Here is a 25262-nt window from a genome sequence, read left to right on the forward strand (position 1 = left end):
TAAGTTTCTTTACATTATGCTCGACTATGAGAAAGAACAAAGCAGCTTAAATCGTAATCAAAAAGAAGCAATAGGTTTATTATCTGTTGGTACATTTCTTGAATATTTTGACCTTATGCTTTATGTACATATGGCAGTAGTATTCAATGAATTGTTTTTTCCAAAGGCTGATCCAAAAATAGCTTTTATTTATTCTGCATCTGCTTTTTGTTCAACATATTTATTAAGACCTTTTGGAGCTTTAATATTTGGTTGGATAGGAGACACTATAGGACGTAAAACAACAATTATTACTACCACCTTTTTTTAATGTCTATATCTTGTTAATTATGGTTACTTTGCCCTCATATGAAGTAATAAGCATTAAAGCTGTATGGTTAGTAACAGCTTGTCGAGTTATTCAAGGAATGGCTTCTATGGGTGAAATAGTAGGTGCGGAATTATATTTAGCAGAAACTATACAGCTGCCTGCAAGATACATGGTTGTATCTATTATCGGAGTTTTTGGAACATTAGGAGCAAAATTTGCTCTAGGAATACTACAACCAAATGTACCTACTACACTTGGAGGAAATTGCAAACTAAAAAAACGATGCAGTGAAGCAACTTAAAAGTCAAAACTTAGCTTTTGAAAAAACAAAAGCAGACCTTGTTTATGCACGAGAAAATACCATAAAAAATCTTTCAGCAGATGGGTTATACCAGGAGCTGTTAAGACATCCTGATGTGTCGGTAGAATTTCTTCAACTTCTTATTTCAGAAAAACAACAGCTAAATAAAGGAAAAGGAGCAAATAGTAAATCTAACGGTATTACTGCAGAAGACAAAGAAAATGCTTATAACAAAAAAAATGATACTAAATATCTTTATGAGGCTCGTGATATTAAAACAATCGCTCCGGAATTAATAGATGAAACAATAATTTGGCAATTTTTTTCCAAGATCAAAATGATCCAGATTATGAAACGAGGAGTGAAAACATAAAAAATATACAAGAGTCATTTCCAAAATTAACCAAAGAAAAGCCTATAATAGGAATTTATCATATACCTGTAGGACATTGGACAAGCTTTGCTATTTTAAAAGATGAAAAAAATGATCAAGTGGTACTACTTTATAAAGCTTCTATGGGAGGTGATTATCCAAAAGATATTCAGAAAGCGGCAGAAATGTATTCTAATGGTCAAACTGTAAAACCCATTGTAAATAACTCAAAAGAACAAGGAGGACATTTAACTAATAAGGGCGTTGATGTTAATTGTGGTATATATGCTTTAAAAAATGCCCAAATAATATATCAAAATATTATCAATGATAATAAAAGAAAAAATTTTATTGAAAATTTTAAAACTTGGGGATTTTGCCCTTTGACTGAAGCACAAGCAGCAAGAAATGATCAATTTCCTAAAAAATATGTAATTGGTACATATAATCAGTTACTTGATCAGAAGATAGAATCACAGTTAACGAAACACATCTCTGACTACCATAAAGAAGAACTTAAAATGATTCAAACAATATTAGGCATGGAGAACTGTGAAATATTAGATAGTACATTCTCGACTACTAAACATAATAAGCCTAAATTATATTTGGACCTTGTGGGAATAAAAGAAAAATCAGGTGAGTATAGCTATAAATATCAAATATCTACTCCTATAAGCAATGCAAAGTCGGTAAAAGAAAAATTAGAGAAAGTTCTTGGTATATCATATGATGAATCAAAAGAGACTAAGCCTACAGAAGGAGTAAGTTATACTGTAACTCCTGATGAAATTAAAACACTGATAAAACTAACATCACATATTGAAAAAAAGAATATTGAGGAAATTAAGATAAATTTAAAAACTGCTGATAAATCTAATGTTGTTAATCTACCAGATGCTCTGAATGTTAATTACGATTCCCTAGAAGAAATAATAGCAGAATATACAATGAGTGTATCCCAGCCGACTTCACATGTAAATCCTCTCAATTTATCTTCTCATTTGAGTCCTAGGAATAGTGATAAAGAAACACCGAATCCATATCTTAACACACAAAATAAGGATATAAATTCTCCAGGAGACTCTAATCATCAGTTAAGTCCTAATAGTAGTGATGAGGATATGCAAACTACACCCCCACCTGAATCTAATGAAACAATAGCTGATTTAAAAGCAGAAAATAAAATCCTCAAGCAAAAAAATGAAAACCTAAAAAAAGATAATAACAGCGACGAAGAACTAAGTATAATCAGTAAACCTATAAATTTTTATGATAACATTATGGCAGCCCCTTCAAAAAGCCTAAATCCTACTTCTGCCCGTTTTCAACCACTTGGCAGCTCACCTCAAGAGACGCCAAGCTCTGTTGCTACTGATGATGTAGAAAGTGATGAAATGAGCTCTACACCTAACAGTATTGAGGAGTTGCAGAGTAAAAGCTCTAGCGCTTCTCAAGACTTATTATCTAGCAGCAGTAGTGAGGAAAAACTAATATTTAATAGGAACATATTACCTACCGATAAATGAGTCGCCACGTAAAAGTTCTAGCATAAATACAAATAAACGCAAACATAGTGCCAGTGAGAATGAAGAGTTAACGCTAAGTGATAGCGAAGATGAGGTACTTAATAGCAGTGTTAAGAAGCAGTTAAGTAAAAAACTTAAAGTAAGCAACTTTGATGAGGTGATGCTCATACTTTTTGATCTAGTCAAAAACTTGAAATTTAGTAATCTTACTCGCGTCACAAAAGAAAACCTTACTAATTTATTATTACAAGAAGAGCTAAATGTAAATGGAAAATATAATTGAACCGAGCGTTTAGCGGCTGTAAATGATAATAAGGAGTTACTGAATAAGTTTGATAGGGAAGCGGTAATTACGGCAAATATAGATTTTAAAGCAATTGATACAAAAGCAGCTGCAAAAACAGGCTCAGTAGAAATTAGAGCAGAACATAATCATTTAACTGATCTAATAACACTAAAGCACTAATCGCTGAAACAAGCAGGTACTATTAATAAAAATACGGTAACAGCTATTGAACGTAAGCAATATGGCGAAAATCTCGGTATGAAAGACGTCATTAAAATAACAACTATATTAGAGTATAATGAAAAAAATCCTGATACTCCTATAAAACTACCTGCAGAACTAGAAAATACACCTATATTACAAGGTAAAAATCTAGAACACTTAAAAGATACACCGCTTTATAATGAGAATCATGAACAATATATGACGAGCGTAAGTAATGAGATTCGTGGTAAAGGATATAATGTAATTGCAAGTGTCGGCTCTAGTCATCTGGTTAATTTAGAGAAACACTTAGAAAACATTAATGATATAGGATTTAGTCACATACCTAGAAAAATACTACAGAAAGCTTTAAATATTGGAAGTGCCATTCCAACAGGAATGATTAACATAAGAGCAAGCACTAAAGGTAATAGTATGGTACAACAGAAAGTTTTAAACGATCAGTCAAAAAGAAATATCTCAACTGGGAGATAACTCTATATAGAAGAAAAATCTTTATTTCCCGGGAATAAATGTGTTTCTTTCTTGCTTACATCTCACTTGGTAAAGCTAAATCCACCTCGCTCAAAATATAGTCCGTTCCAGCTTACGGCATTTAACTAAGCCTTTAAGTTCTTTATCCTTTACATAGGTAATTGTGTTTAAGAAGTCAAGATAAGAGCTAACTTTTTGGCTTTTCCTTTTTCTACAAGTCTTTTATAAAAAGGTTTAACTGCAGAATTATATCTTACAGACTTAACAGCTGCCATATATAATGCTGCCCGCATCGTTTTTCTACCACATTTAGTTTTTGCTAACCTAACACTTAAACCTGAAAAGCTTGATTTGATGCTGCGTCCGCCGTTTGATTTATTCATAAAAGTGAAAGAAATTGAAGAATGGCGCACCCGAGAGGAGTCGAACCCCTAACCTTATGATCCGTAGTCATATACTCTATCCAATTGAGCTACGGGTGCTAAGTGTGAAGTACTTATTTCTAAGCCTTATTTCTTGTTGCTAACATACGCAGAAGCATATATAAAAGCATAGCATTTGTCAAGAAACATAGAGTGTTCTTATGTTTCTCTGAATAATAAAATATAAAAAATTACAATTAATAGTTGAATTATCATATTATATATTGTATATAGAGGTAAATTGATATGAGAAAAAAATGAATAAAATAAAATTAATCATAATTTACTTACTTTGGATTAATATGACTGCACAAGCAGACAATATATCGGAAAGTGCTAAAAAATTTAGCGGTAATTAACTCTTTAAATGTTGAGGAAAAGTGGCAGAAAAGTAATGTAATAAATTGTAAGTCGAGAGAAACTTTATTAGAAGAAACAGAAAAATATAACTCTCCTAAGTTAAAGCGTTTGACTCATTGTAGTTGTTTTGCGTATGCTGCTAGTGCAGCCTTGGGGCGTCCAAATCAGTCTCTACTTCCTCATCCTGAAAGCGATGAAGAATTTATACCTACCTACTTTATCAAATAAGCAAGCTGAGTGGTTTGAAACAGACGGAATAAAGAACGGATGGAATTTTGTTAAAGCAGGAAATCGTGATGAGAGTTTTATTCAAGCACAAAAATTTGCTAATCAAGGATATTTTGTTGTATCCGTGTATAAAAATGCTAATCCAAAAAGAGCAGGGCATATTGCCGTTGTAGTACTTAAGTAGTAAGGATATAGAGAAAATAAAACATGAAGGACCGGACACGGCTCAAGCCGGTAATATTAATTTTTCCTGTAGCTCTTTGAAAAAGGGTTTTAGGAATAAAAAAGATGCATTTCAAAACAACGAAATAAAATTTTATTATTATAAAATATAACAGATATCAGTAAGGTAACCGGACAGTTTTTATTCTATGTCATTCTCGTGGGGCATTGCCTGTGTGGATCGATTTCCTGTTGTCATACCGTGGTTTGACCACGGGATCCATAAATATGATAAAAAAATACTAGTATTTTTAACTGGACCCAGCAGGTACAGGCTACGGGGTGACAATGGTGGAATCGATCTACGCAGGCAATGTCTTCCTGCAGCAGCGGGAACCCCCAGTGTTTTAAGTTATTTTTTTGGATACCGTGGTCAAACCACGGTATGACACAGTGGATTTTACTGATTCACGCAACAATGTCTTGCGGGAATGATACCGATTTATGCAACAACGCCCCTGGTTTGCTGCAGGAATGACATAATCAGCTTTTTTAGTTATTGGCTATTTTAGAGATTTATGCAACAGCATCTGCCCATGGAATTTCTATGCTACCGGCTAGATCCACTTGAGGAGTTCCACTGTAGCTTGATAAGTTATCATACACAAGATGAGCTAAGCCGGCTATTCCGTTTACTATCCCTGCTGTATTTTCATAAGCAAATTTTGCTGCTTCTATTCCTGTATAAGTAGTATTTTTTAATAACTCAAATGTGTTCTCCGGCGAATATGCAAGAGCTGCTCCAACACAAATCCCCATAGCAACTGTAGGATGAGCATAAAATCTCCATGCAGCCGTTGATATTTCTGCTTTTACAAATGTAGGCAGAGCCCATCCAAAAGCGTGTCCTGTCATTACTTTACCGGCTACTACTTCATAAGCACAGGCACCCATAAAAGCACTACCAAGTACTTTATAACCGTAACCGGCTGCTGTAGCAGCAGACGTTGCACAACCTACAGCAGCTTCTATAGCATTTGCAAAATGAGCTGTAACATTAGCAAAATACTCAAATGTTGCTTCAGACACTTTTACTCCTGCATATGTAGTCGCATTATTTACTAATTATTTAATTTTACACTTTTGCTTAAATTTGCTTTATTACCTGTTTTGATTTATATTTTACTTCCTATGATGCAAAGAGAACTAAAAAATAGATTAAATTAAATTTCTTTCACAAAATCCAATGTACAGATTTACAACTATTCGCATGATAATCTAATATATCAAGTATTGACAAAGTACGTACATTCTTTATAATAAATATAACATTGAAAATGGTTGTATTATGAGTATCAAACTAGATTCTTACGAACAAGATATTGAAGATAATTTTGAAAAGCAGCAAAAAATTGATGATAGCAGTGAAATAGCTTTGCTTCAAAAATTTGCAAAAGCACGTCTTAGTAAAAAAAAATCTGTTACTATTAGGATTGCAGAACATGACATAGCAGCAATAAAAATTAAAGCTTCTAAGCATGGTTTGCCTTATCAGACCTATCTTAATATGCTAATTCATTCAGACGCTACTAAACTCTAAATATTATTACCAAGTATATATATAATCATGAAAAGAACGTTAAGTTATTGCATGAGCGTGGTATAGGCTTTGAAGAAATAATACAGCCGATTGCTGACGGTAATTTATTAGATATTAAATTACATCATAATCAAGAGCAATATAAAGAAAAAATTTTATATGTTCGAATGATTGCGCAAGTATATGCAGTACTTCTATATAAAAGGTAATAAAGATGCTATTTTCCTTAATACTTTATTTCCTAGCAGAAAAGCAAAAAAGGAATTTTTAAAAAATAAGAAATAATATATGCGTTTTATAGAAGAATTTATAAATAAAGGATATTTCCATCAATGTACCGATTTGGATCGGTTAACTGCTATAACGAAAGAAACAAAAATAGCTGCGTATATAGGTTTTGACTGTACTGCTACATCACTCCACATCGGTAGTTTAATGCAGATAATGATTCTGCGATTGCTTCAGCAGCACGGGCATAAGCCTATTGTAATTATCGGCGGCGGTACGAGTAAAATCGGTGATCCTACTTGGAAAGACGAAGTGCGCAAAATTTTAAGCAAAGAAGATATAGCTAAAAATGCCGAAGGTATTAAAAAATCTTTGTCGAAGTTTATCAAATTCGGTGACGGTAAAAGTGATGCTATTATGCTGGATAACGCAGAGTGGTTAGATTCGTTCAATTATCTAGATTTTCTACGGGATTTCGGTAGCTATTTCTCGGTAAACCGTATGCTGACTATGGATTCGGTAAAACTAAGGCTTGAGCGTGAGCAGCATTTAAGCTTCTTAGAATTTAACTATATGTTATTGCAAGCCTATGATTTTTACTATTTAAGCAAGCATTACAATTGCAGCTTGCAGCTTGGCGGTAGTGATCAGTGGGGCAATATCGTAATGGGAGCGGATTTAATTCGTAAAATAAGCAGCAAAGAAGTATTCGGTATGACGACACCGCTACTTACGACTAGCTCCGGTGCTAAGATGGGCAAGACTGCTGCGGGAGCGGTATGGCTTAATGAAGATTTGCTAAGCCCGTATGATTATTACCAATATTGGCGTAACTGCGAAGATGCCGACATAGTTAGATTTGCCAAATTATATAGCGAGTTCACTCAAGAAGAGCTTAATAGGTTTGAGAGTTTAGCGGCAGAAGATATTAATGCAGCTAAAAAACAGCTTGCTTATGAGCTAACTAAGCTGTGTCACTCGGAGCAGGCAGCAAAATCAGTTCTAGAAACTGCAGTAAAGCTATTTGAAGAAGGACAAATCAATGAGAACTTACCTACCGTTGTTTTAGAGCAGGAAGTATTACAAGCAGGTATTAGTGCATATGAATTATTTCATGAAGCAGGGCTTGCTACTTCTAAATCGGAAGCACGCAAGCTTATAAGAGGGAATGGTGCTAAGATAAATGATAGATTAGTTGAAGATGAAAATATGATAATTAACACTAATTTCTTACTCGATAAAAATGTTATAAAGCTCTCTGCCGGTAAGAAAAGACATATATTGGTTAGGGTTTGAATATTTTTCTAGATTACCATGCTCCCTTCAGTTGCAGCATTATTGTATGGCTCAAATATATTATGTCTAATTGAAACTGCAACTTTCAATTAGACAAATTGTATATTTTCTATCTCATGAGCCCTTATAACATAAGTTAAATTCAAATTTAAACCGTAATGGCTAAAATAAGGCTTGATGAATATTTGCTGCAAAAAGGTTTTGTAACAGATATTACCATAGCACGAAGCTTGATTATCCAAGGTAAAGTACATAATAAGCATGAGCAGTTAATTAAGCCTGGGATACAGGTTAATATAAATGACACCGACATTAAGGTAAAGCTACCAAAACATCATTATGTTTCAAGAGGGGCATTAAAATTAATTGCCGCTTTGGATTATTTTAAAATTGATCCCGAAAATTTAGTTTGTATTGATATCGGTAGTAGCACCGGCGGTTTTACAGAAGTGTTACTTGAGCGTAAAGCAAAATTAATTTTTGCCGTAGATGTCGGTTATGGCGAACTTCATCCTAAATTACGCGACAATCCACACATTAAGGTGCTTGAGAAGACTAATGCACGATATTTAACCGATAAACAAATAATAACGAAGCCTGATTTAATTGTTTGCGATGCCAGCTTTATTAGTTTAACTACTATATTACCGACTGCACTAAATTTAGTTAAAGAAGATTGCATGCTTATTGCTTTAATAAAACCGCAGTTTGAGGTCGCAAAGCATGAAATAGAGCAGGGAGGAATTATTAAAAATCCTCTCTTACATCAAAAAGTATGCGATAAAATCAAAGATTGGCTTGAGAAAGAGCATAATTTTAAAATATTTGGTGTAATAGCAAGTCCAATACTAGGAGCTAAGGGGAATCAAGAGTTTTTAATATGCGGAAAAAGAAAAACGGTTATTTTTCTATAATTTATCCTTAATTTGAATTGTTTTAGTAATCATTGCATCTTCTAATGTATAATTATTCAATGTTTTTATAAATGCTTCACTTGCTTCTTTAATAAAATGTTTAAATTGGCATGAATTTGTAATTCTGCAGCTATTAGTATTTTTATTGAAACATTCTACTATATCCATATTAGGTTCTAATTTTTCTATTATATCTCCCAACTTCATGGAAGAAGGGCTAAATGCTAGCTTAATTCCTCCTCCTTTTCCTTTACTACTATTAATATATCCTAATTGTGCTAATCTATGAATCACTTTTATCAAATGATTAAGGGAAATATTATTATAGTACTCTGATATCTCTTTTACACTACAAATTCTTTCCGGTTTTGAAGCAAGATATATAAGGCTACGTAATCCGTAGTCGGTAAAACTTGTTAACTGCATAAAAATTTTATTTATTTTTACCTTGAATATACAAAAAAAACGTCTATATAAGTCTAGTTATAGTTACTATAATATGTATTTTAAACGCATATTTAAAAGTTATATTATTAAAAAAGGAGTAATCATGTCTAGAACAACTATAGTGAGAGAAATAAGAAAAGCTGCTGAGCTATTTAAGAATTTTGATATTACTAAATCTTTAAATTTTTATGGAAATTTAGCTACTAAATATGAAGTAGTGGTTTAATAGTAATCGTTTTAATACTGAAAAACCTGAGAAAGGAATACAGCCAAATGCAATGAAAAATTTTTTAAATCTTACCGGCAGTAGTATTCTAAAGGTTTTAAGTTCATATAGCAAAACAGATGAAGTAGATCTTTTAGAAGTGATCCAATCAGCATTAGAGAATGATCATAAATTTAAAAGGGCAGTATCAAAAATTGTTGGTATACATGTAGGGCGTAATATTCCTTCAACGTTATATCAACCTGTTGCTGAAGAGCTTATATCAAATGTAGATTAGGGTAACAGGCTGGTAACGGCAATATTAAATATAGTAGGAAAGCATTTTGTAAGTGCTGAAAAGAAGCAATATGATGAATTAAAAGCAAAGTATAATATAGAGAGTTTTGAAAGTCATAAAATAAAAATCGAAATAGAAAGTACTGATAAAAATACGGCAAAAATAAAATTTTATAGACAAAATGAACAAAAAGTAATACCGCACAAACATGGGCAAATTATTACTGTTAAAGTAGGAGAAAAATACAGTGAATTTACAGTTATAAAAACCGGTCATGATGAAGAAGGTCATTATTATGAATCTTAATAAAGAAAAATCCTAATGGAACTGTAACAAATTATCTATTTGATTCTGAAAATCAGCTGGTAAAAGTACACCATTCATATATTGAATCGGATATAGAAAACAATAAAGATCTCGTTCTTATCAGCGGCGGGTCGGGAGAAAGCCATTCTATTTCTAGAATTAATAGTATAACAAATGAAGAAAATGTTAAGCTTCCCGCCGTTATGCACATTATTCACTCTACTAGAAATAAAAACAGTGATACATTTCAATTAGATACAGCTGTAAAAAAATTAACTGATATTGCAGCAATATGCGATACTGAAATTCACTATGATAAATTTTATACTCAAGATATATAATAATATTAATGAGAACGATAATATACATTATCATACCGGTAGAATAGCTGAAGAATTTTTATTAGGCATTTTAAAAGGTGAAACTGATGAAATTTGTGGTCCTCATTCTTTTAACGATCATGTGCAGCATATATTAGAAGCGAAAATGGGGGTTATGTATACTCAGATTCATGTAGAAGCATTTTGTTCATCAGGAGGAGAACTATGATCCATCTCTAAGCGGACAAGAGGGATTATCGAGTATTTGCCCATTTATAAATTTATAAATATGTAGTTTTACAAAAATATAAAGTTAAATATTGCTTATATAGTCTAATTAGTGTATTTTCGTTACGGATAAGCATTATAAAAATTATAGATAGGATAGGTGGGTTGTTTATCCCACCTTTTTTGTTATAAATATCAAATATGCAAACTATTGAACAACAAATAACAAACATAATAGAAGAATCCTTGACGGATATGGGGTTTGAGTTAGTTCTTGTTAAGTTTAAAGGTGTTAACCCTAAAGTAGTCGAGATATTGATTGATAGTTTAAACGGCGAAAGAATATCTGTGGACGATTGTACTAAAGCAAGTAGGACTATCTCCGCTATTCTAGATGTTGAAGATTTAATAGAAGCTGCATATTCTTTAGAGGTAGCATCAAGCGGTCTTGAACGTCCGTTAGTAAAGTTTGAAAATTATAATAGATTTTTAGAAAGAGAAGTTAAAATCAAACTTAAAGAATTATTGAACGGCAAAACTCGTTATCAGGGTAAAATAATTAAAGCCGAAAATAATACAATATATTTAAAATGTGAAGAACAAGAAGTACTAATTGATTATGATTTAATTAAAAATGCTAATCTAGTTTTAACTGAAGAAGTATTTAAAAAATTGCTAAAGCAATAAGAGATAATGTATGTCTAATATAGGTAATGTAGAAATTTTACAAATTATAGATTCTGTAGCCCGTGAGAAAGGAATATCAAAAGAAATTTTGATTTCAACGGTTGAACAAGCGGTACAAGCAGCAGGACGAAAAAAATACGGTAATGAATATAATATTAAAGCTCAGATAAATAGGAAAACCGGTGAGATAAATCTTTTAAGGATCTTAAAAATAGTGGAAGATGTAGAAGATTACTTAACGCAAATCTCACTTGAAGAAGCTTTAATAAAGAATCCGGAAGCTAAAATCGGTGATGAGATATATGAATATTTACCGCCGATTGATCATGCTAGAGTATCGGCTCAAGCTGCAAAACAAGTTATAACTCAACGTGTTATAGAAGCTGAACGTGAAAAACAATATCATGACTTTAAAGATAGAAAAGGCGAAATTATAAACGGGATAGTTAAGAGAATAGAATACGGTGATATAATAGTTGACTTGAGTCGTGCTGAAGCAATAATAAAAAAAGATCAATTAATTAAGGGTGAGAATTTTAAACCTAATGATCGTATAAAAGCATATGTACAGGATGTAAGGCAAGAAACAAAAGGACCGCAGATTTTCTTGTCTAGAGTAGATAACCAGATGCTAGTTAAACTATTTAAGCTAGAAGTACCTGAAATTTTTGAAGATATTATTCAAATAAAATCAGTAGCACGTGATCCCGGTTCAAAAGCAAAAATAGCGGTATTTGCTTCGGATAGTAGTATAGATCCTGTAGGTTCATGCGTAGGTATTAGAGGTAATAGAGTAAAAGCCGTAACAAATGAATTAAACGGAGAGAAAATTGATATAGTATTATGGAGTAATGATCTTGCACAGTTTATAGTTAATGCTCTTGCACCGCTTGCACCTGGGGAAATCACAAAAATTTTGATTGATGAGGATAGGCATAAGGTAGAAGTAGTAGTTTCACAAGAAAATCAAAGTATTGCAATAGGTAGAAGAGGGCAGAATGTTCGTTTAGCTTCTCAGCTTACAGGTTGGAATATCGATATAATGACCGAAGAGCAAGAATCAAAAAGAAGAAATGAAGAGTTCTTAACTTCTACGGAATTATTTATGGAAGCTTTAGATGTTGAAGAAGTTATAGGTCAGCTTTTATCGGTAACGGGATTTAATTCAGTAGAACAAATTGCTAGTAGTGAGATTAGTACTTTAACAAGAGTCGAAGGCTTTGAGGAAGAACTTGCCGTAGAGATTAAAAATCGAGCTATTAATTATGTCGACCTTAAGAATGAAAAGATTATCAAAAAGCTAGAGGATCTAGGAGTTGAGCAAGAATTAATAGATATATTAGAATTATCGCTTGAATTAATATTAAAATTTGCCGAATATGGTATAAAGACCATAGAAGATTTAGGAGAGATGAGCGTAAATGAATTTAAAAATTTAGCTCCAAATTCTAATATAACGGATGAAAATATTAAATTGCTGATTCAAACTGCTAGACAGCATGGTGAATTGAAGGATAGTTAGTTGGTTGAATGTAGGGTGTATGTCATTCCTGCGAAAGCAGGCATCCAGAATAAATAGCTTAGTAATTAGGGCGTCCTTGAAAAATAAATCTATAAAAACAAGTTTTTTTATAGATGGATGACATAAACAAGCCATGCGAGCAAACGCCGCTTTTAGCTAGGAATGACATAATCAAGTAGTAGACGGAAAAAACAGAAACACAAAGGTTTTAAATATGACGGATAACCAGGAAATCAAACCCAAAAAGTTGACACTTGGCAATTCAAAATTATCGCTTAATAAGTCTTTTGACTCTCTTACAGGAGCTCAAAGCTTTGTTAATGCTAAATCTAAAACGCTAGTAGAAGTTAGAAAAAGCTCTACCGGTAGTGCTACTACTACCCTTTCATTAAATAAAGAAAGGAATAGCTTAGATCAAACTGTTATTGATGCTAATAAGGAAGAATTTAACAGACGTTTATCTGTTCTTAAAAAAGCTGCTGAGCAATCTAAATTAAATGACCCTTCAAAAATAAGCACTTTAAGTAAACTTGCAAGTATTAACCAGTCTGCTAACTCAAAAGTAGAACCGCTAGAAACTGATAAAGAAGTTGAACAAAAACAGCAAAATACCGAAGAAAATAAAGTAGAAGTTAGTGCTAAAATCGTTCAAGATGATGAAGATATACCGTCACAAATACCTAAAAAGAAAGGAGAAACTTTTGTAAAGTCTCCTTTAGTAGGAATGCGAACACGTTACGGTATAGAATTAGAGAAAGAATTAGATAAAACAACAGATAGTAAAATAGTCGCACCAAAAATTAAGCTAGAAGAGCCAAAAAAATTCAAAAAAGCCGATCTTTTCAATATGCTTAGTGACGATGAAAGCGGCAGCGGTAGAACTAGAAGTCTTGCGTCTATAAAAAGAGCTAGAGAAAAAGAAAAGCGTAAATTAGTATCACAAGCACCTGAGAAAGTATATAGAGAAGTGACGATCCCGGAAGTTATCGGAGTCGGCGATCTTGCAAATGCTATGTCTGAAAGAGTGGCTGATGTAATTAAAGAATTAATGAAACTCGGTATTCTTGCAAATGCTAGCCAAACAATAGATGCCGATACGGCAGAACTAGTTGCAACAAATTTAGGGCATACGGTAAAAAGAGTCCAAGAGTCAGATGTTGAAAATGTTTTAATTAGTGATGATAAGGTTGAGGATTTAAGAACGCGTGCTCCGGTTGTGACGGTAATGGGTCATGTCGATCATGGTAAAACCTCATTGCTTGACGCTCTTAAGTCTACAGATATTGCTGCAGGTGAGCTAGGCGGCATTACACAACATATTGGGGCTTATAGAGTAACTCTTGCAGACGGTAGAGCAATTACTTTTATTGATACTCCGGGACATGAAGCTTTTTCGGAAATGCGGTCAAGAGGTGCTAAAGTAACGGATATAGTTATTATAGTGGTCGCAGCAGATGATGGAATCAAAACGCAAACGGTTGAGGCAATTAATCATGCGAAAGCAGCGGGCGTTCCTATAATTGTAGCTATTAATAAGATTGATAAGCCTGATATTGATATTGAGCGTGTAAAGAACGAATTATATGTCCACGAAATTATCGGCGAAGAGGCAGGTGGTGACGTTATGGTTATTCCTATCTCGGCACTAAAGAAAATTAACTTAGATAAACTTGAAGAAGCAATTTTATTAATTGCAGAAATGCAGGATTTAAAGGCAAATCCTTTCGGTTCAGCTGCCGGTGTTGTAATCGAGTCAAAAATTGAACAAGGAAGAGGAACGCTAACCACTATATTAGTTCAGCGAGGTACTTTAAGAAACAGTGATATTATAATAGCTGGTACTTCTTACGGTAAAGTTAAAAAGATGACTAATGATAAGGGACTAGAAATAGTAGAAGCAACTCCGTCTGTTCCTGTAGAAATTCAGGGTTTAAATGGAGTGCCTTGTGCCGGCGATAAATTTAACATAGTACAAAATGAGAAACAAGCAAAAGATATAGCCGAATATAGAATGCGTCTTGCTAAAGAAAAAAAAATATCTATTGCACCGCGTTCAAGTTTAGAAGATTTATTTTTAAAAGCTTCCGGTAATAGTAAAATTAAGGAATTACCTTTAATTATTAAAGGTGATGTTCAAGGGGCGGTTGGAGCTATTTCAGGTAGCTTATTAAAATTACCGAGTGATGAGATAAAGCTTCGTATACTTCATAGCGGCGTAGGTCCGATAACGGAATCCGATGTATCTCTTGCACATGCTTCTTCGGCTATTATTGTCGGCTTTAACGTTAGAGCAGGGGCAAATGCCTTAACTGCCGCAGAAAGAGAAAAAGTCGATATTCGATATTATAGTATAATATATCATTTAATTGATGATATAAAAGCCATTATGAGCGGTATGCTTGATCCGATCGTTAGAGAGCAGTATATCGGAAGCGCAGAAATTAGACAAATATTTAATATTACCAAAGTCGGCAAAATCGCTGGTAGCTATGTAACTAAAGGGATGATTAAGAAAGGAGCGGGTGTACGCTTATTACGTGATAATGTAGTCATTCATGAAGGAAAACTCAAAACTGTAAAACGCTTTAAAGATGAAGTTAAAGAAGTGAGAGAAGGATATGAATGTGGTATAGCATTTGAAAATTACGAAGACATTAGAGAAGGAGACACAGTTGAAGTTTTTGAGCTAATTCAAGAACAAAGACAATTATAATATACTCGTTGAACTTCAAAAATTGGCTACATTATCATACAAGTACTGCGGCGTTGTTGCATGGATACTACTAAATCGTCATTGCGAGTAGTCGTAGATTGCAGGGCAATCTCATGAAATAATAACAAACTCCTGAGATTGCTTCGTCAAAATTTGCAATTTTTCCTCGCAATGACGAAAAGTTAGAACCACGCAACAACGCCCTGCTTTCGCAGGCATGACATTTAGTAGAATATCCCTTTTTGATAAATTAATCAATTTTAAGTAAAATATAATAAAAAGTTAATAATTATTAGCCTTTATCTTGACCTCCTCATAATTTCTATTATAATGCGGCAAAGTTGATTATTATAATCAGAAGTGAGGAAGAATTATGGCAATAACATCAATTTTTAATAAGTTACAAAATTTAATCCCATATAATACTGCTCCAAAGTCAGCCTCCTATCTTGCTAACGATGAATTTGAGTTTATAGCTTCTCCAAAGCAAACTACTAATCAAGAAGAAAATACTGATTTTTTAGCAACGTTAGATAATTCAATTAAGCAGTATGACGAAAAAAGTGCAAGGTGTAATAAAAAAATAGTAGAAGTTCAAGCTAAATATCCTTTTTTTAATTCTAAAATACTCTTCCAAGAAGCAGTAAAAGGTCAGCCAGATACTCTAGGCATCTCTCAAATCAGATTTACAGATATTTTAAATGAGCTTGATGGTGGTGAAAAAGTAACTAATACACCTAAAAGTAAAGGTTTTTTCAGTACATTTAGTTCATCATTAAAAACAGTTTATGATTTTGGAGTAAAGAGTTTTAATATTATAAAAAATACATCTAGTATTCTTTCTGCTAAAGTTGCTGAAACTTTTAATTTTGTGAGTAATAAAGTTTTTGCTTATTTAAATAATAATGCTGAAGAAACATTTAATCTCTTAGATCAACTTGAAACTCTTGCTGATAATGAGTTAGTAGAAGAAATTTTAAACACGTCTGAAAATGAATTAGATGAAGTTTTTGAAAAGATGACATATAAAAAATTGGTAGAATTAATTAATAATATTTCCGATGAACAAGCACACAAATTAGTTAATTATATTTTGCCGGAGCATTTTGAAAAATTAATGAAATTTATTCCATTAGATAAATTAAATACATATATAGATACTACCCTTTCTTTAGAAGAGCTTACCGAGCAGGAACTAAAAAAATTATCAGATGAGGATATTTCTGATGAACAGCTTGAAAATATAATTATTTTAGCAGGAGAAGAGAAACTTACAGAAAATTTTGATATTATTCCAAATAAAAATTTAGTAAGAATCATGAGTAATATTTCAAATGATAAGCTAGCAACAATAATTTCTCACGCCTCAGATGAAAGTCTAGTAAGAATCATTGATATTATTGACTTGGATAATCATGATTTATCGAAATCATTAGTTGGGCAAATAATAGCCTTAATACACGACAAGAAATGTATAAAGCAAGAATCAGGTGCAGTATCTGATCATGATTCCGGATTCTCTGATTGTGAAGATGAAGTATTAGACAATCAAGTAGAACACTCTAATAGTGATTTTACTATAAGTTATCAGGTGGAATTATCTTATAATTATTTTGGAGTCTTTAATTATGAAGATGATGTAGTATACGTATAATAAAGCTCTTATGTCATTTCGTTGATTACAGAAATCCAGTAAATGGATTCCTACTTTTAACTAGGAATGGCATAATTGATTGCGATTTTAGCATCAGGAGGGCGTATGTATAGTGGCTCGATAGAGCTATTTAATTTTATATCGCTCGACAATCTACTAGCAATATATCTACAGGTAACCCAAGCTTTAACTCGTGCAAAACGTGGCAAGGTTATTATATTCGGCAAATGCATAATTTGGTGATATATAAATTCAAGTCCGCTACCGCAACAAACTATATTCCCTTTCTCATTTGTAAGCAGTTTTATAGCATACTCGAAATCTATCAACAACGGCTCTTCTATTTTTCCTGATTTATAAAAAACTTGCATATAAAGCTGTGAGCGATAAGCGTTTAAAAAGACATATATTTTATCATAATCTTTAACTTGAGTTATGGCTCTAAAATAAGCATATTCAAAATTGCTAACCGCTACTGATTTAATATTCTCCTTGGAAAATAATATACCTTGAGCACTAGCAAGTCCTATTCTAATGCCGGTAAAGCTACCGGGTCCGTTAGTTACCGCTAAATAATCTAAATCATCATATGAACATTTAGCTGATTTCATCACGTCTTCTATCATCGGCATTAAATTTTCTGCTTGCATAGAAGGACGTAATTCTTCTATACATGCAAGGATATTCTCATTTTCGGATATTGCTACCGATGCAGTATTATTAGCTGTGTCAAATGCTAGTATTTTCATAGATTATTATTTGAATAAGTCACTATGTGTACCGGTATGTATATAGCGTACCGGGAAATTTTTGAAAAGTCCTTATGTCATTCCTGCGAAAGCAGGAACCCAGGCTAAAAAAATCTTGATTTCAAAGATTTTTTTTATTATATTACTTTCTTCTTGAGTAAAGCTTCTTAAAAGCTTTACTCAACTGGATTCCCGCATTCGCGGGAATGACATGGAATAAAATAGTAGAGGTTTGCAGAATCATATTAAATTAAGCTTTTTATACATTTCTTTATACGAAGAATATTTATTAATATTTAAACCTTTTGCTTATTCTTCTAATATTTTTATTGATTCTGCACTTAATTCTTTTTCCTGTTCTATTTTATGATATATCGCTTCTCTTACAAAATGCATAATAGTATCATTTTTATGTGCAGTGTGAACTTTAAGAAAATGATGTAATTCGTTTGGTATATCTATGCTTAGTCTAGTCATATTACATACTTATTTAAGTAATTACTTAAGTAAGTATATCATAAAATAAGAAAAATAAAAGTAAAAATATAGTCTCTAAAAATTATTTAAAGTATATTCAATAAAAGTTTGGCGTGCTTCAACCTGTCTATTATTATGAAATAAATATCTATTAAAAAAATAGTTTGTTAGAGCTAAAGCTTGCCGTTTTTCTTCTAATGTAATCTCACTATTATCTGAAAGTAAAAATCTTGGTAACATCAATAATTTATCTTTATAAGGTTTTCCTACTTCATATGATAATGCTCTAGCTGATTTAGGTGATACATAGATTAAATCAGTTGTAACATGGCTCACGCCGCACTTGGTAAGATCAAGCTTATAACCCGTCTCGGCAAGTAAAGCTAGCTCAAAATTAATATAATCACGAAAACAAAAATTCTTTGATAAATTATCTAAATAGTTAATTAGAAATGAAAAAAATTTAGAATGTTCTTCTCTTTCATGAAGTAACTCTTTGATTAAAGATATAACGGAATTAAAGGCATATAATTTAGTTTTATTTGTGATAAAATAACCGGTGTAAGATTTAATGAGTTCACATTTAGCCATGCCAATATGTTCATGTAATCTTGCGTGCCAAAGAAAATCTACAATATTTCCTTCTTGATATATAAATTTACTTTTTCTAGAAAATTCTTTTACAACTCCCGAATATAAACCATGATTTTTAGTAAAAACCGTAATAATAAATGTATTTTCTTTCAAAGGTTTTTTAGCAATTATTACTCCTATATCTTTGATATTCATGTTTTTTTTATTAAATTTTCGTCATTGCGAGGAAATTGCATAGCAATTGACGAAGCAATCCAGTAAAAATGCTAATTTTTAGCATTTTTTTAATTATTTTCTGGATTGCCGTGCTTCTTTCAGTCGCTCGCAATGACGGTTTGATATCCGTACAACAATCCCCTAGCTTCCTCAGAATTCCCTGTATATGATATATTCTTATACCCTAGTTTGATTGCAGTAAATAAAGCAGCGTGATCCTCTCCTACATTTACGGTAAGATCTAAAACTTTTTCCGGAAATTCTTTACTTAGAGTTTTAAACATGTAATCAATTGCTAGCATACCGTAATATTTTACGCTAGAGGCATGATTTGTTAATATCAGCTGCTCTTCTACACTAGATAAAAAATTACGTGCTTCTTCCAAATTGCTTATTTCATAAACTATACTCATTTAATTATCTCTTTTAGGTCCTTTAAATGTGAGACAGAAGATATAAAGTCATACGTTAAATTTTCAAATTTAGAGCAGATAATCTTATTAAATCCAAGTTTTACGGCTTCTTTTATTCTTGTTTCTGCTTTTGCGGTTTTTCTTATTTCACCCGATAAGCTTATTTCGCCGAAAAAGACGCTATGTTCGGGTACAGGTTTGCCGGTTGTAGCAGATATTAAGCTCGCTGCTACTGCTAAATCAGAAGCAGGATCGGCAATTTTAAGTCCTCCCGCAATGCTTAAATATACCTCATAATTAGCAAGATTAAGTCCTATCCTACTACTAAGCACGGCAAGTATCATTGATAACCTATTAACATCCCAGCCCACCGCAGAGCGTCTAGGAGTTACCATATTTGAGGGTACTATAAGGGCTTGTACTTCCATAAGTAACGGTCTTGAACCTTCGATTCCTGCAAAAATAGACGTACCTATAACGTTCTGTTCTCGCTTCATTAAAAATAGTTCAGACGGATTTGTTACTTCAATAAGTCCGCTGCCGCTCATCTCAAATACTCCTATTTCACCCACACCGCCAAAACGATTTTTATATGAGCGTAAAATACGGAAATGATTATTATGATCTCCCTCAAAATATAGCACGGTATCAACTAAATGTTCAAGTATCTTAGGACCTGCTAGTTGTCCGTCTTTAGTGACGTGACAGCTTAAGAAAATAATGATATTGTTTTGCTTAGCATAATTAACAAGCTCATTTGCACATGTACGAATTTGCGAAACAGTGCCTGGAGGCGATGATAATTCTTTTGTGGTAATTGTTTGAATAGAATCAATCACTATTAAATCAATATTATTTTTATTAGCTTCTATACTCGTAATAATATCTTCCAAATTAGTAGCTGCTAAAATATTGGTATTATAGTTAGTTAGGTTTAGCCTTATGGCCCTTAATTTTATTTGGTCTAACGATTCTTCGCCCGTTATATATAAGCAATTCATCTTTGATGCAAAGTGACTTGCTGCTAGCTGTAGTAACAAAGTAGATTTGCCTATACCAGGGTCTCCTCCTATTAATATAGCAGAACCAAGCACTAAACCGCCGCCTAGTACTCTATTTAATTCACCTATAGGGGTAGGGATGCGTAACTGCTCGGTTACATGCCCTGAAAGTTTATCGAAGTCTTGCTTGCTACCGACTTTAACAATTGCTTGATTTGCACTTACTATCTCTTCGACAATACTACCCCATACACCGCAATCAAAGCACTGCCCTAACCATTTAGGACTAATATTTCCACAGTTAGAACATATGTAATGCTTTTTGGTCATGTTTGTTTTTTAATGTCTTGTTACGCGGTTCTATGTCATGCCCACGAAAGCGGGAATGACGGTAAAGCTCAAAACCAACAGCTTACTCTTACCATATAGTTTTTCACGTATCATTTCAATATTTTCATCTAAAACATAATCATCTGTTTTAGCCATCTCAATAACTATAATAGCACCGTCTTTGAGCCAATTATTTTTTATCAGCCGTTTCATTACTTTAGGCACTATATTTTGATGATAAGGGGGGTCTATAAAGACAAGATCAAATGATTTATTAGACATCTTCCCAAACTTCGCTTCTAGAGGTAATTTAGACGTCGACCCGGTACTCGCATCCTCACGTACTAGTGTGTACACTGCGGTGCTGCGTTCCGTGTCTCCTTTAGATCCCTCTCTATAAGCTGGTTTAAAAAGATGTCTAGTAGCTTTCGGTAGATTTAAAGCATTAATATTAACGAAATTAACATTATTTTCAATGTTTAGAGATTTAGCAAATCCTTCTGCTATTTTTAATGATGATGTATCAATATCAATTAAGGTAGCAAAGCCTGCTCCTCTTGATAGGCTCTCAAAAGCAAGACTACCGCTACCGGCAAATAAATCGAGAATGTGAGTATTTTCGTTAAATAATTTATTACCGGTAAACTCACCGGAGGTTAATATACTAAATATTGCCTCTTTGAGCTTACCGGTGGAAGGTCGATATTTGATATTTTTAGCGGTAGGTATAATTTGGTTTCTATATTTACCAGATATTATTTTTAACACTTATTTCGTTAGATGCTTCTTTTGTTAAGCTTGATTTTTTTTCCGTCTTTTATTTTTGTGGCAAATCCTTTGCCTTTAGTGTTAGGCTTAAATTTTGCTGCGAATGTATTAGATTTTGCTTGTTGTTTTTCTACAGTTTTATCTTTTTTTTCTTTTATTTCTACTTTTGGTGTTTCTTGGTTTAAATTATTTTGTGCTTGTTTTAAAAGATCTTGTTCTTTAGCTTTATTAATATTATTATTTACATTATTTAAATTTTCTTCCCTTTCTTTAGATTTTTCTGTCTCAGCTTTTTGTCTTGCTTGTTGTTTTTCTGTTACTAATTCATCAATATTTTCAGGAGGCGGTGCGATATATTTATCTATACTACTAGTTAAGTTTTCACATAACTTCTGAAGATTGCGTAAAGGTTTTTGAATAAGTTTATAAGTGCCGGCAGCGACTAACCCTCCGGCCAAAATACCTGCTCCTAGAATGACAGCTTTAGTAGTAAGGGCCGTGCCGGTAACCAATAACACAGGCATTGCTACGAAAGGTGCAGCTGCTAATGCAAGACCCGCTACTACGGCAAGTCCTACTAAAAATGTTTTACTTGCTAAAACATTTGTTACGTAGCTAATTCCTGATGTAGTACTTTTAGCAAGTTTTGTACAAAGCTGTCCTACTCCGGTTTTCAGAAACCAACCGCTTTTCTCTCTTGTACGAATTTTATCTTGTAATTTAGCATGTTCGTTAATATTGACAGATGTTTTTTTACCGTCTTTATCTTGATGATCTAAATCCCCTTTAGCCTCACCTTTAGTATCATGCATTTTTGTAGCATCGTTGATTTTTGCTTTATCAAAATCTGCTCCTTCTTGATTAATTCCAGCTAGATTTGCTGCTTTTAGATTCGCTTGTTTTAGATTTACTTCTTTAAATATAGCCTCGGCTGCCGCCACTGCTTGCATATCGGCATTTTCCAACACTGCTTTAGTGAAATCAGCTTTAGTAAGGTCGGCACGCTGCATAATTGCATTTTTAAAGTTAGCTTCCTTAGCATTAATATTTTGAGCAATAGCATCCGAAATATTTAATCCTTCGGCTTCTGCTTTTTCTAAAGTAGCATTACTTAACTTAGCAAATTGTGCAGTTGCATTAGTAAGCGTAGCGTTTGTAAGATCGGCATATTCAAGATTTGCTTTATCAAGCTGTGCTTTTGTTAAATCAGCGCTCTTAAGTTTAATACGCTGCATTATAGCTTCTCTTAAGTCAGCTGCTTTTAAAGAAAGTATATTTTCAAATTCAGCATCGCTAAAATAGGCATTTCTTGCAGTTATGCCTTGCATGTTACATTGTTCTTTAAATTTTGCTTCTAATGCATGTGTTTTATTCATAAAAACATTTTCAAGATCAGTAGAAACGATATTTGCTTGATCTAGAAGTGCATTATTTAAAACTACCCCCTGCATTTGAACTCTTTGCATATCTGCATAAGCAAGCGATATACCGGTAAGATTAGAATTTTTCCATTCTGAATCTTTAATAATTAACTTTTCGGCATCGGCATTAACCATCATAACCGCATTAAATTTGCTATTTGTTATCTCTACTTCAGATAAATCTACTTTAGGCATGTAAGCTCTCGACATATCACTATTTTCAATTTTGCTATTTTTAAGATCAGCAAAAAGAAATCCTGCGTTACGAGCTGTAACATTTTGAAAAACGGCATTTTGTAAATTAGCTCCTTCAAAATTAGTAAAATCTAAATTACAATTTGAGATTTTGATATTCTCTAAGTTGGCTGAAGCAAATAATGTATTCTTCAGGTTAAGATTAGTAAGAGTTGTACCTGATAAATTAATCGCTGAAAGATCAGGAACTATATTTAAATCTTCTGAAAGATTTTTTTGCTTTCTAACAAATTCGGTAAGAGATAATTTTGTATTGGATTGTTTTGCTGCTTCAGCTAAATATAGATCAAATTCGGCAGCAGTTAATTTTATATATTCTTTCGGTATATCTCGCTCTTTGGCAGTCGAACCTATAATATATGATGGGTCTAGTTTTATTTGTATTTCTTCGTCTTTTAACTGCTCAAAAATACCATCTAAACCCTTACCGCAGAACATTCTCAGATTATCTAAAGCATATACTTCAGTTTCTAATTTATTTACTTCATACTGTAACTTGTTGATTTTTTCTAGTGCATTTTGTCGGTTTCTAGCAATCGTTTCTGCACTATTCCAAAAAGCATTTAAAAGATTAGTAGCAATCCCAGGATTATCTAAATTTTGCTTTAGAGTTTCTAACTCTTCTTGCTTAGTCTTTAGCTCTTTTGATGTGATTTCCCATAAAGTTTTTTCGTCTTCTCCAGCTAAAATATATTTCTTTTTCTTCGTAGCTTCATCTATCACTATTTCTTTGATACGTTCTTTTTCTAAATCTTTATCTATATATTGATTTAATCTTTCAAGATCTGAAAAAGATAGTTTTATATCTCGTATTTTATCTTTGAGATTGGGGATTTTATAGTTATCATAATCATAATCTTTATAATTAAAATCTGTATAATGAAGATTTGCTCCTCTAAAGTCGGTACCGATAAATGTACAATCATTAAATTTTACATTTGTTAAATCTGAATCACATAATATGGTATTTGTGAAGTCACAATTATTAAATACGGCATCTGTTAGTATTGTACCTTGGAAATTAGCATTGGCTAAATCTGCGTTAATTTCCATATTTTCTAAACTAGTAATGATAATTTTATCATTATCTTCAGCGAAATATTTATTTTTGATAAAATCATTTAGCGAGACACTAGGGTTATCTTTTATATAACCAAGGTAATCGTTTAGGTCTTTTTCTTCACATTTATATATATTAAGATTTGTCATACGTATTCTATATGATTAGTTAAAATGTAATAACACATTACTAATTATTTTTCCAGTATTTTATTATTTATTTCTTTATAATCTCCGGGTTTTAGATTATCTATTGTAAAACTATCATATTGAATCCTAATTAATTTGTTAACTTTTAGTCCAAAATACTCGAATATTCTTCTAACTTCACGATTTTTTCCTTCAAATAAAACTACTTCAAACCAAGCATTACTCTTATTTTGCTTAAGTAATTTTATCGAATGAGGGTTATAAAATATCCCGTCAATTTCTAAATTTTTATAATTACTTTTTAGTAGAATATCAGACTTCCCATATGCCCTAACATGATATACTCGCTTTAACCTACTTGAGGGGCGCTCAAACTGACGAGCTAAATCACCGCTATTAGTTAGTAATAACAAACCTTCGCTATTTAAATCCAGCCTACCTATTGAAATAACACGAGGTAAACCGGTTAGCTGTTCAAACACCGTTTTACGAGATAAAGGATCTTTATGAGTGGTAATTAAACCAACAGGTTTGTAATAAATCCAAAGCCTTGGTGTGTGTATATTATTGATTAATGTGCCGGATACTTCAATTTGATTACTAATATCAACATTTGTAGCTGGTGATAAAATTGTAATGCCGTCTACTTTTACCTGTCCTTCAACTATCAGCTTTTCAGCATCACGCCTAGAACAAACTCCTGCATTACTAATTATTTTAGCTAATCTATGCATTTTTAAA

The 25262-nt window shown here is 32.6% G+C and carries 24 protein-coding genes, 1 tRNA gene and 5 pseudogenes; 18 read left to right on the top strand and 12 right to left on the bottom strand.

Going from position 1 to position 25262, the window contains the following annotated elements; translation table 11 throughout:
- Nucleotides 1-16: 16 nt before the first annotated feature.
- The 5 genes and pseudogenes from A3305_RS07435 to A3305_RS07455 all read left to right on the top strand — a co-directional run.
- A pseudogene (locus A3305_RS07435) lies at nt 17-241 on the top strand (hypothetical protein); the annotation flags it as partial.
- A 97-nt stretch (nt 242-338) separates the two neighbouring features.
- Entirely contained in the window at nt 339-611 is a 273-nt protein-coding gene (locus A3305_RS07440) for a hypothetical protein (RefSeq protein ID WP_373604502.1), read from the top strand.
- Nucleotides 598-984, top strand: coding sequence for a hypothetical protein (locus A3305_RS07445; RefSeq protein WP_014392384.1), 387 nt, complete (start codon nt 598-600; stop codon nt 982-984). The genes A3305_RS07440 and A3305_RS07445 overlap by 14 nt, the downstream gene beginning before the upstream one ends.
- Nucleotides 924-2513 carry a hypothetical protein gene (locus tag A3305_RS10895; protein ID WP_014392385.1) on the top strand — a complete coding sequence of 530 codons (1590 nt, stop codon included), beginning with the start codon at nt 924-926 and terminating at the stop codon, nt 2511-2513. The genes A3305_RS07445 and A3305_RS10895 overlap by 61 nt, the downstream gene beginning before the upstream one ends.
- A gap of 544 nt (nt 2514-3057) precedes the next feature.
- On the top strand, nt 3058-3498 hold the full coding sequence (locus A3305_RS07455) for a hypothetical protein (protein WP_014392386.1): 441 nt from the start codon (nt 3058-3060) through the stop codon (nt 3496-3498).
- Between the two features lie 167 nt (nt 3499-3665).
- Here the strand turns inward: A3305_RS07455 and A3305_RS07460 are convergent, their stop codons facing one another.
- On the bottom strand, nt 3666-3881 hold the full coding sequence (locus A3305_RS07460) for a transposase (RefSeq protein WP_014392387.1): 216 nt from the start codon (nt 3879-3881) through the stop codon (nt 3666-3668).
- 22 nt (nt 3882-3903) lie between these two features.
- Nucleotides 3904-3980: transfer RNA gene (locus A3305_RS07465), tRNA-Arg, on the bottom strand.
- 273 nt (nt 3981-4253) lie between these two features.
- On the opposite strand from A3305_RS07465, the gene A3305_RS10900 reads away from it, so the two are divergent.
- Nucleotides 4254-4508, top strand: a complete 255-nt coding sequence (locus A3305_RS10900) for a hypothetical protein (RefSeq protein ID WP_226983917.1) — start codon at nt 4254-4256, stop codon at nt 4506-4508.
- Nucleotides 4474-4692, top strand: coding sequence for a hypothetical protein (locus A3305_RS10905; protein WP_226983918.1), 219 nt, complete (start codon nt 4474-4476; stop codon nt 4690-4692). The genes A3305_RS10900 and A3305_RS10905 overlap by 35 nt, the downstream gene beginning before the upstream one ends.
- Nucleotides 4693-5246: 554 nt before the next feature.
- Here A3305_RS10905 and A3305_RS07480 read toward each other — a convergent pair.
- A complete protein-coding gene (locus tag A3305_RS07480; protein WP_041860607.1) occupies nt 5247-5558 on the bottom strand; it encodes a hypothetical protein in 312 nt (103 codons plus the stop codon).
- Between the two features lie 460 nt (nt 5559-6018).
- Here A3305_RS07480 and A3305_RS07485 point away from each other — a divergent pair, with 460 nt between their 5' ends.
- From A3305_RS07485 to A3305_RS07500, 4 genes and pseudogenes are all read left to right on the top strand, one after another.
- Nucleotides 6019-6270, top strand: coding sequence for a CopG family antitoxin (locus A3305_RS07485; protein WP_014392391.1), 252 nt, complete (start codon nt 6019-6021; stop codon nt 6268-6270).
- A 5-nt stretch (nt 6271-6275) separates the two neighbouring features.
- Nucleotides 6276-6555: pseudogene (locus A3305_RS07490) on the top strand (hypothetical protein).
- A 3-nt stretch (nt 6556-6558) separates the two neighbouring features.
- Complete coding sequence (gene tyrS, locus A3305_RS07495) at nt 6559-7794, top strand: tyrosine--tRNA ligase (protein WP_014392393.1); 1236 nt, start codon at nt 6559-6561, stop codon at nt 7792-7794.
- Nucleotides 7795-7952: 158 nt separating this feature from the next.
- Nucleotides 7953-8708, top strand: a complete 756-nt coding sequence (locus tag A3305_RS07500; protein ID WP_014392394.1) for a TlyA family RNA methyltransferase — start codon at nt 7953-7955, stop codon at nt 8706-8708.
- Here A3305_RS07500 and A3305_RS07505 read toward each other — a convergent pair.
- A complete protein-coding gene (locus tag A3305_RS07505; RefSeq protein ID WP_014392395.1) occupies nt 8703-9134 on the bottom strand; it encodes an Rrf2 family transcriptional regulator in 432 nt (143 codons plus the stop codon). The two genes, A3305_RS07500 and A3305_RS07505, sit on opposite strands and share 6 nt — an antisense overlap.
- A gap of 124 nt (nt 9135-9258) precedes the next feature.
- Between A3305_RS07505 and A3305_RS11315 the strand changes: the two genes are divergently transcribed.
- The 7 genes and pseudogenes from A3305_RS11315 (at nt 9259) to A3305_RS07540 (ending at nt 17088) form a co-directional block, all read left to right on the top strand.
- Nucleotides 9259-9381, top strand: a complete 123-nt coding sequence (locus tag A3305_RS11315) for a hypothetical protein (RefSeq protein WP_264357818.1) — start codon at nt 9259-9261, stop codon at nt 9379-9381.
- A gap of 52 nt (nt 9382-9433) precedes the next feature.
- Nucleotides 9434-9658: a hypothetical protein gene (locus A3305_RS10910; protein ID WP_226983919.1), complete on the top strand. Its 225-nt coding sequence runs from the start codon at nt 9434-9436 to the stop codon at nt 9656-9658.
- Nucleotides 9659-10167: 509 nt separating this feature from the next.
- Nucleotides 10168-10481: pseudogene (locus tag A3305_RS07515) on the top strand (hypothetical protein).
- Nucleotides 10482-10713: 232 nt separating this feature from the next.
- Nucleotides 10714-11199: a ribosome maturation factor RimP gene (rimP, locus tag A3305_RS07520; protein ID WP_014392396.1), complete on the top strand. Its 486-nt coding sequence runs from the start codon at nt 10714-10716 to the stop codon at nt 11197-11199.
- Nucleotides 11200-11209: 10 nt separating this feature from the next.
- On the top strand, nt 11210-12721 hold the full coding sequence (gene nusA / locus A3305_RS07525) for a transcription termination factor NusA (protein ID WP_014392397.1): 1512 nt from the start codon (nt 11210-11212) through the stop codon (nt 12719-12721).
- Nucleotides 12722-12935: 214 nt separating this feature from the next.
- Complete coding sequence (infB, locus tag A3305_RS07530; RefSeq protein ID WP_014392398.1) at nt 12936-15434, top strand: translation initiation factor IF-2; 2499 nt, start codon at nt 12936-12938, stop codon at nt 15432-15434.
- Nucleotides 15435-15807: 373 nt separating this feature from the next.
- Nucleotides 15808-17088 (top strand): hypothetical protein, encoded by a 1281-nt coding sequence (locus A3305_RS07540; RefSeq protein WP_045799440.1) that lies wholly within the window; start codon nt 15808-15810, stop codon nt 17086-17088.
- Between the two features lie 56 nt (nt 17089-17144).
- Here A3305_RS07540 and tsaB read toward each other — a convergent pair whose 3' ends face one another.
- The 8 genes and pseudogenes from tsaB to A3305_RS07580 all read right to left on the bottom strand — a co-directional run bounded on the left by tsaB (nt 17145) and on the right by A3305_RS07580 (nt 25255).
- The gene (gene tsaB, locus A3305_RS07545) at nt 17145-17837 is read right to left on the bottom strand and encodes a tRNA (adenosine(37)-N6)-threonylcarbamoyltransferase complex dimerization subunit type 1 TsaB (RefSeq protein ID WP_014392400.1); all 693 of its coding nucleotides are present in this window, start codon (nt 17835-17837) and stop codon (nt 17145-17147) included.
- Nucleotides 17838-18077: 240 nt separating this feature from the next.
- Nucleotides 18078-18314, bottom strand: a pseudogene (locus tag A3305_RS07550) (hypothetical protein).
- A gap of 75 nt (nt 18315-18389) precedes the next feature.
- The gene (recO, locus tag A3305_RS07555; RefSeq protein WP_014392402.1) at nt 18390-19103 is read right to left on the bottom strand and encodes a DNA repair protein RecO; all 714 of its coding nucleotides are present in this window, start codon (nt 19101-19103) and stop codon (nt 18390-18392) included.
- 119 nt (nt 19104-19222) lie between these two features.
- Nucleotides 19223-19537, bottom strand: coding sequence for a hypothetical protein (locus tag A3305_RS07560; RefSeq protein WP_014392403.1), 315 nt, complete (start codon nt 19535-19537; stop codon nt 19223-19225).
- Complete coding sequence (radA, locus tag A3305_RS07565; RefSeq protein WP_014392404.1) at nt 19534-20868, bottom strand: DNA repair protein RadA; 1335 nt, start codon at nt 20866-20868, stop codon at nt 19534-19536. The genes A3305_RS07560 and radA overlap by 4 nt, the downstream gene beginning before the upstream one ends.
- 30 nt (nt 20869-20898) lie before the next feature.
- Nucleotides 20899-21636, bottom strand: coding sequence for an RsmD family RNA methyltransferase (locus A3305_RS07570; protein WP_014392405.1), 738 nt, complete (start codon nt 21634-21636; stop codon nt 20899-20901).
- A pseudogene (locus A3305_RS07575) lies at nt 21614-24521 on the bottom strand (pentapeptide repeat-containing protein). Before A3305_RS07575 ends, A3305_RS07570 begins: the two are co-directional and overlap by 23 nt.
- Nucleotides 24522-24565: 44 nt before the next feature.
- Nucleotides 24566-25255: a pseudouridine synthase gene (locus tag A3305_RS07580; RefSeq protein WP_014392407.1), complete on the bottom strand. Its 690-nt coding sequence runs from the start codon at nt 25253-25255 to the stop codon at nt 24566-24568.
- Between the last annotated feature and the right edge of the window lie 7 nt (nt 25256-25262).

This window comes from Rickettsia amblyommatis, from assembly GCF_002078335.1.
GTDB lineage: Bacteria > Pseudomonadota > Alphaproteobacteria > Rickettsiales > Rickettsiaceae > Rickettsia > Rickettsia rickettsii.

Coding starts and splice junctions, on each gene's coding strand:
- A3305_RS11315 (WP_264357818.1), top strand. CDS start 9,259: ATGTCTAGAACAACTATAGTGAGAGAAATAAGAAAAGCTGCTGAGCTA.
- tsaB (WP_014392400.1), bottom strand. CDS start 17,837: ATGAAAATACTAGCATTTGACACAGCTAATAATACTGCATCGGTAGCA.
- A3305_RS07505 (WP_014392395.1), bottom strand. CDS start 9,134: ATGCAGTTAACAAGTTTTACCGACTACGGATTACGTAGCCTTATATAT.
- A3305_RS07460 (WP_014392387.1), bottom strand. CDS start 3,881: ATGAATAAATCAAACGGCGGACGCAGCATCAAATCAAGCTTTTCAGGT.
- radA (WP_014392404.1), bottom strand. CDS start 20,868: ATGACCAAAAAGCATTACATATGTTCTAACTGTGGAAATATTAGTCCT.
- nusA (WP_014392397.1), top strand. CDS start 11,210: ATGTCTAATATAGGTAATGTAGAAATTTTACAAATTATAGATTCTGTA.
- infB (WP_014392398.1), top strand. CDS start 12,936: ATGACGGATAACCAGGAAATCAAACCCAAAAAGTTGACACTTGGCAAT.
- rimP (WP_014392396.1), top strand. CDS start 10,714: ATGCAAACTATTGAACAACAAATAACAAACATAATAGAAGAATCCTTG.
- A3305_RS07485 (WP_014392391.1), top strand. CDS start 6,019: ATGAGTATCAAACTAGATTCTTACGAACAAGATATTGAAGATAATTTT.
- A3305_RS07500 (WP_014392394.1), top strand. CDS start 7,953: ATGGCTAAAATAAGGCTTGATGAATATTTGCTGCAAAAAGGTTTTGTA.
- tyrS (WP_014392393.1), top strand. CDS start 6,559: ATGCGTTTTATAGAAGAATTTATAAATAAAGGATATTTCCATCAATGT.
- A3305_RS10905 (WP_226983918.1), top strand. CDS start 4,474: ATGAAGAATTTATACCTACCTACTTTATCAAATAAGCAAGCTGAGTGG.
- A3305_RS07560 (WP_014392403.1), bottom strand. CDS start 19,537: ATGAGTATAGTTTATGAAATAAGCAATTTGGAAGAAGCACGTAATTTT.
- A3305_RS10910 (WP_226983919.1), top strand. CDS start 9,434: ATGAAAAATTTTTTAAATCTTACCGGCAGTAGTATTCTAAAGGTTTTA.
- A3305_RS07580 (WP_014392407.1), bottom strand. CDS start 25,255: ATGCATAGATTAGCTAAAATAATTAGTAATGCAGGAGTTTGTTCTAGG.
- A3305_RS07540 (WP_045799440.1), top strand. CDS start 15,808: ATGGCAATAACATCAATTTTTAATAAGTTACAAAATTTAATCCCATAT.
- recO (WP_014392402.1), bottom strand. CDS start 19,103: ATGAATATCAAAGATATAGGAGTAATAATTGCTAAAAAACCTTTGAAA.
- A3305_RS07455 (WP_014392386.1), top strand. CDS start 3,058: ATGAAAGACGTCATTAAAATAACAACTATATTAGAGTATAATGAAAAA.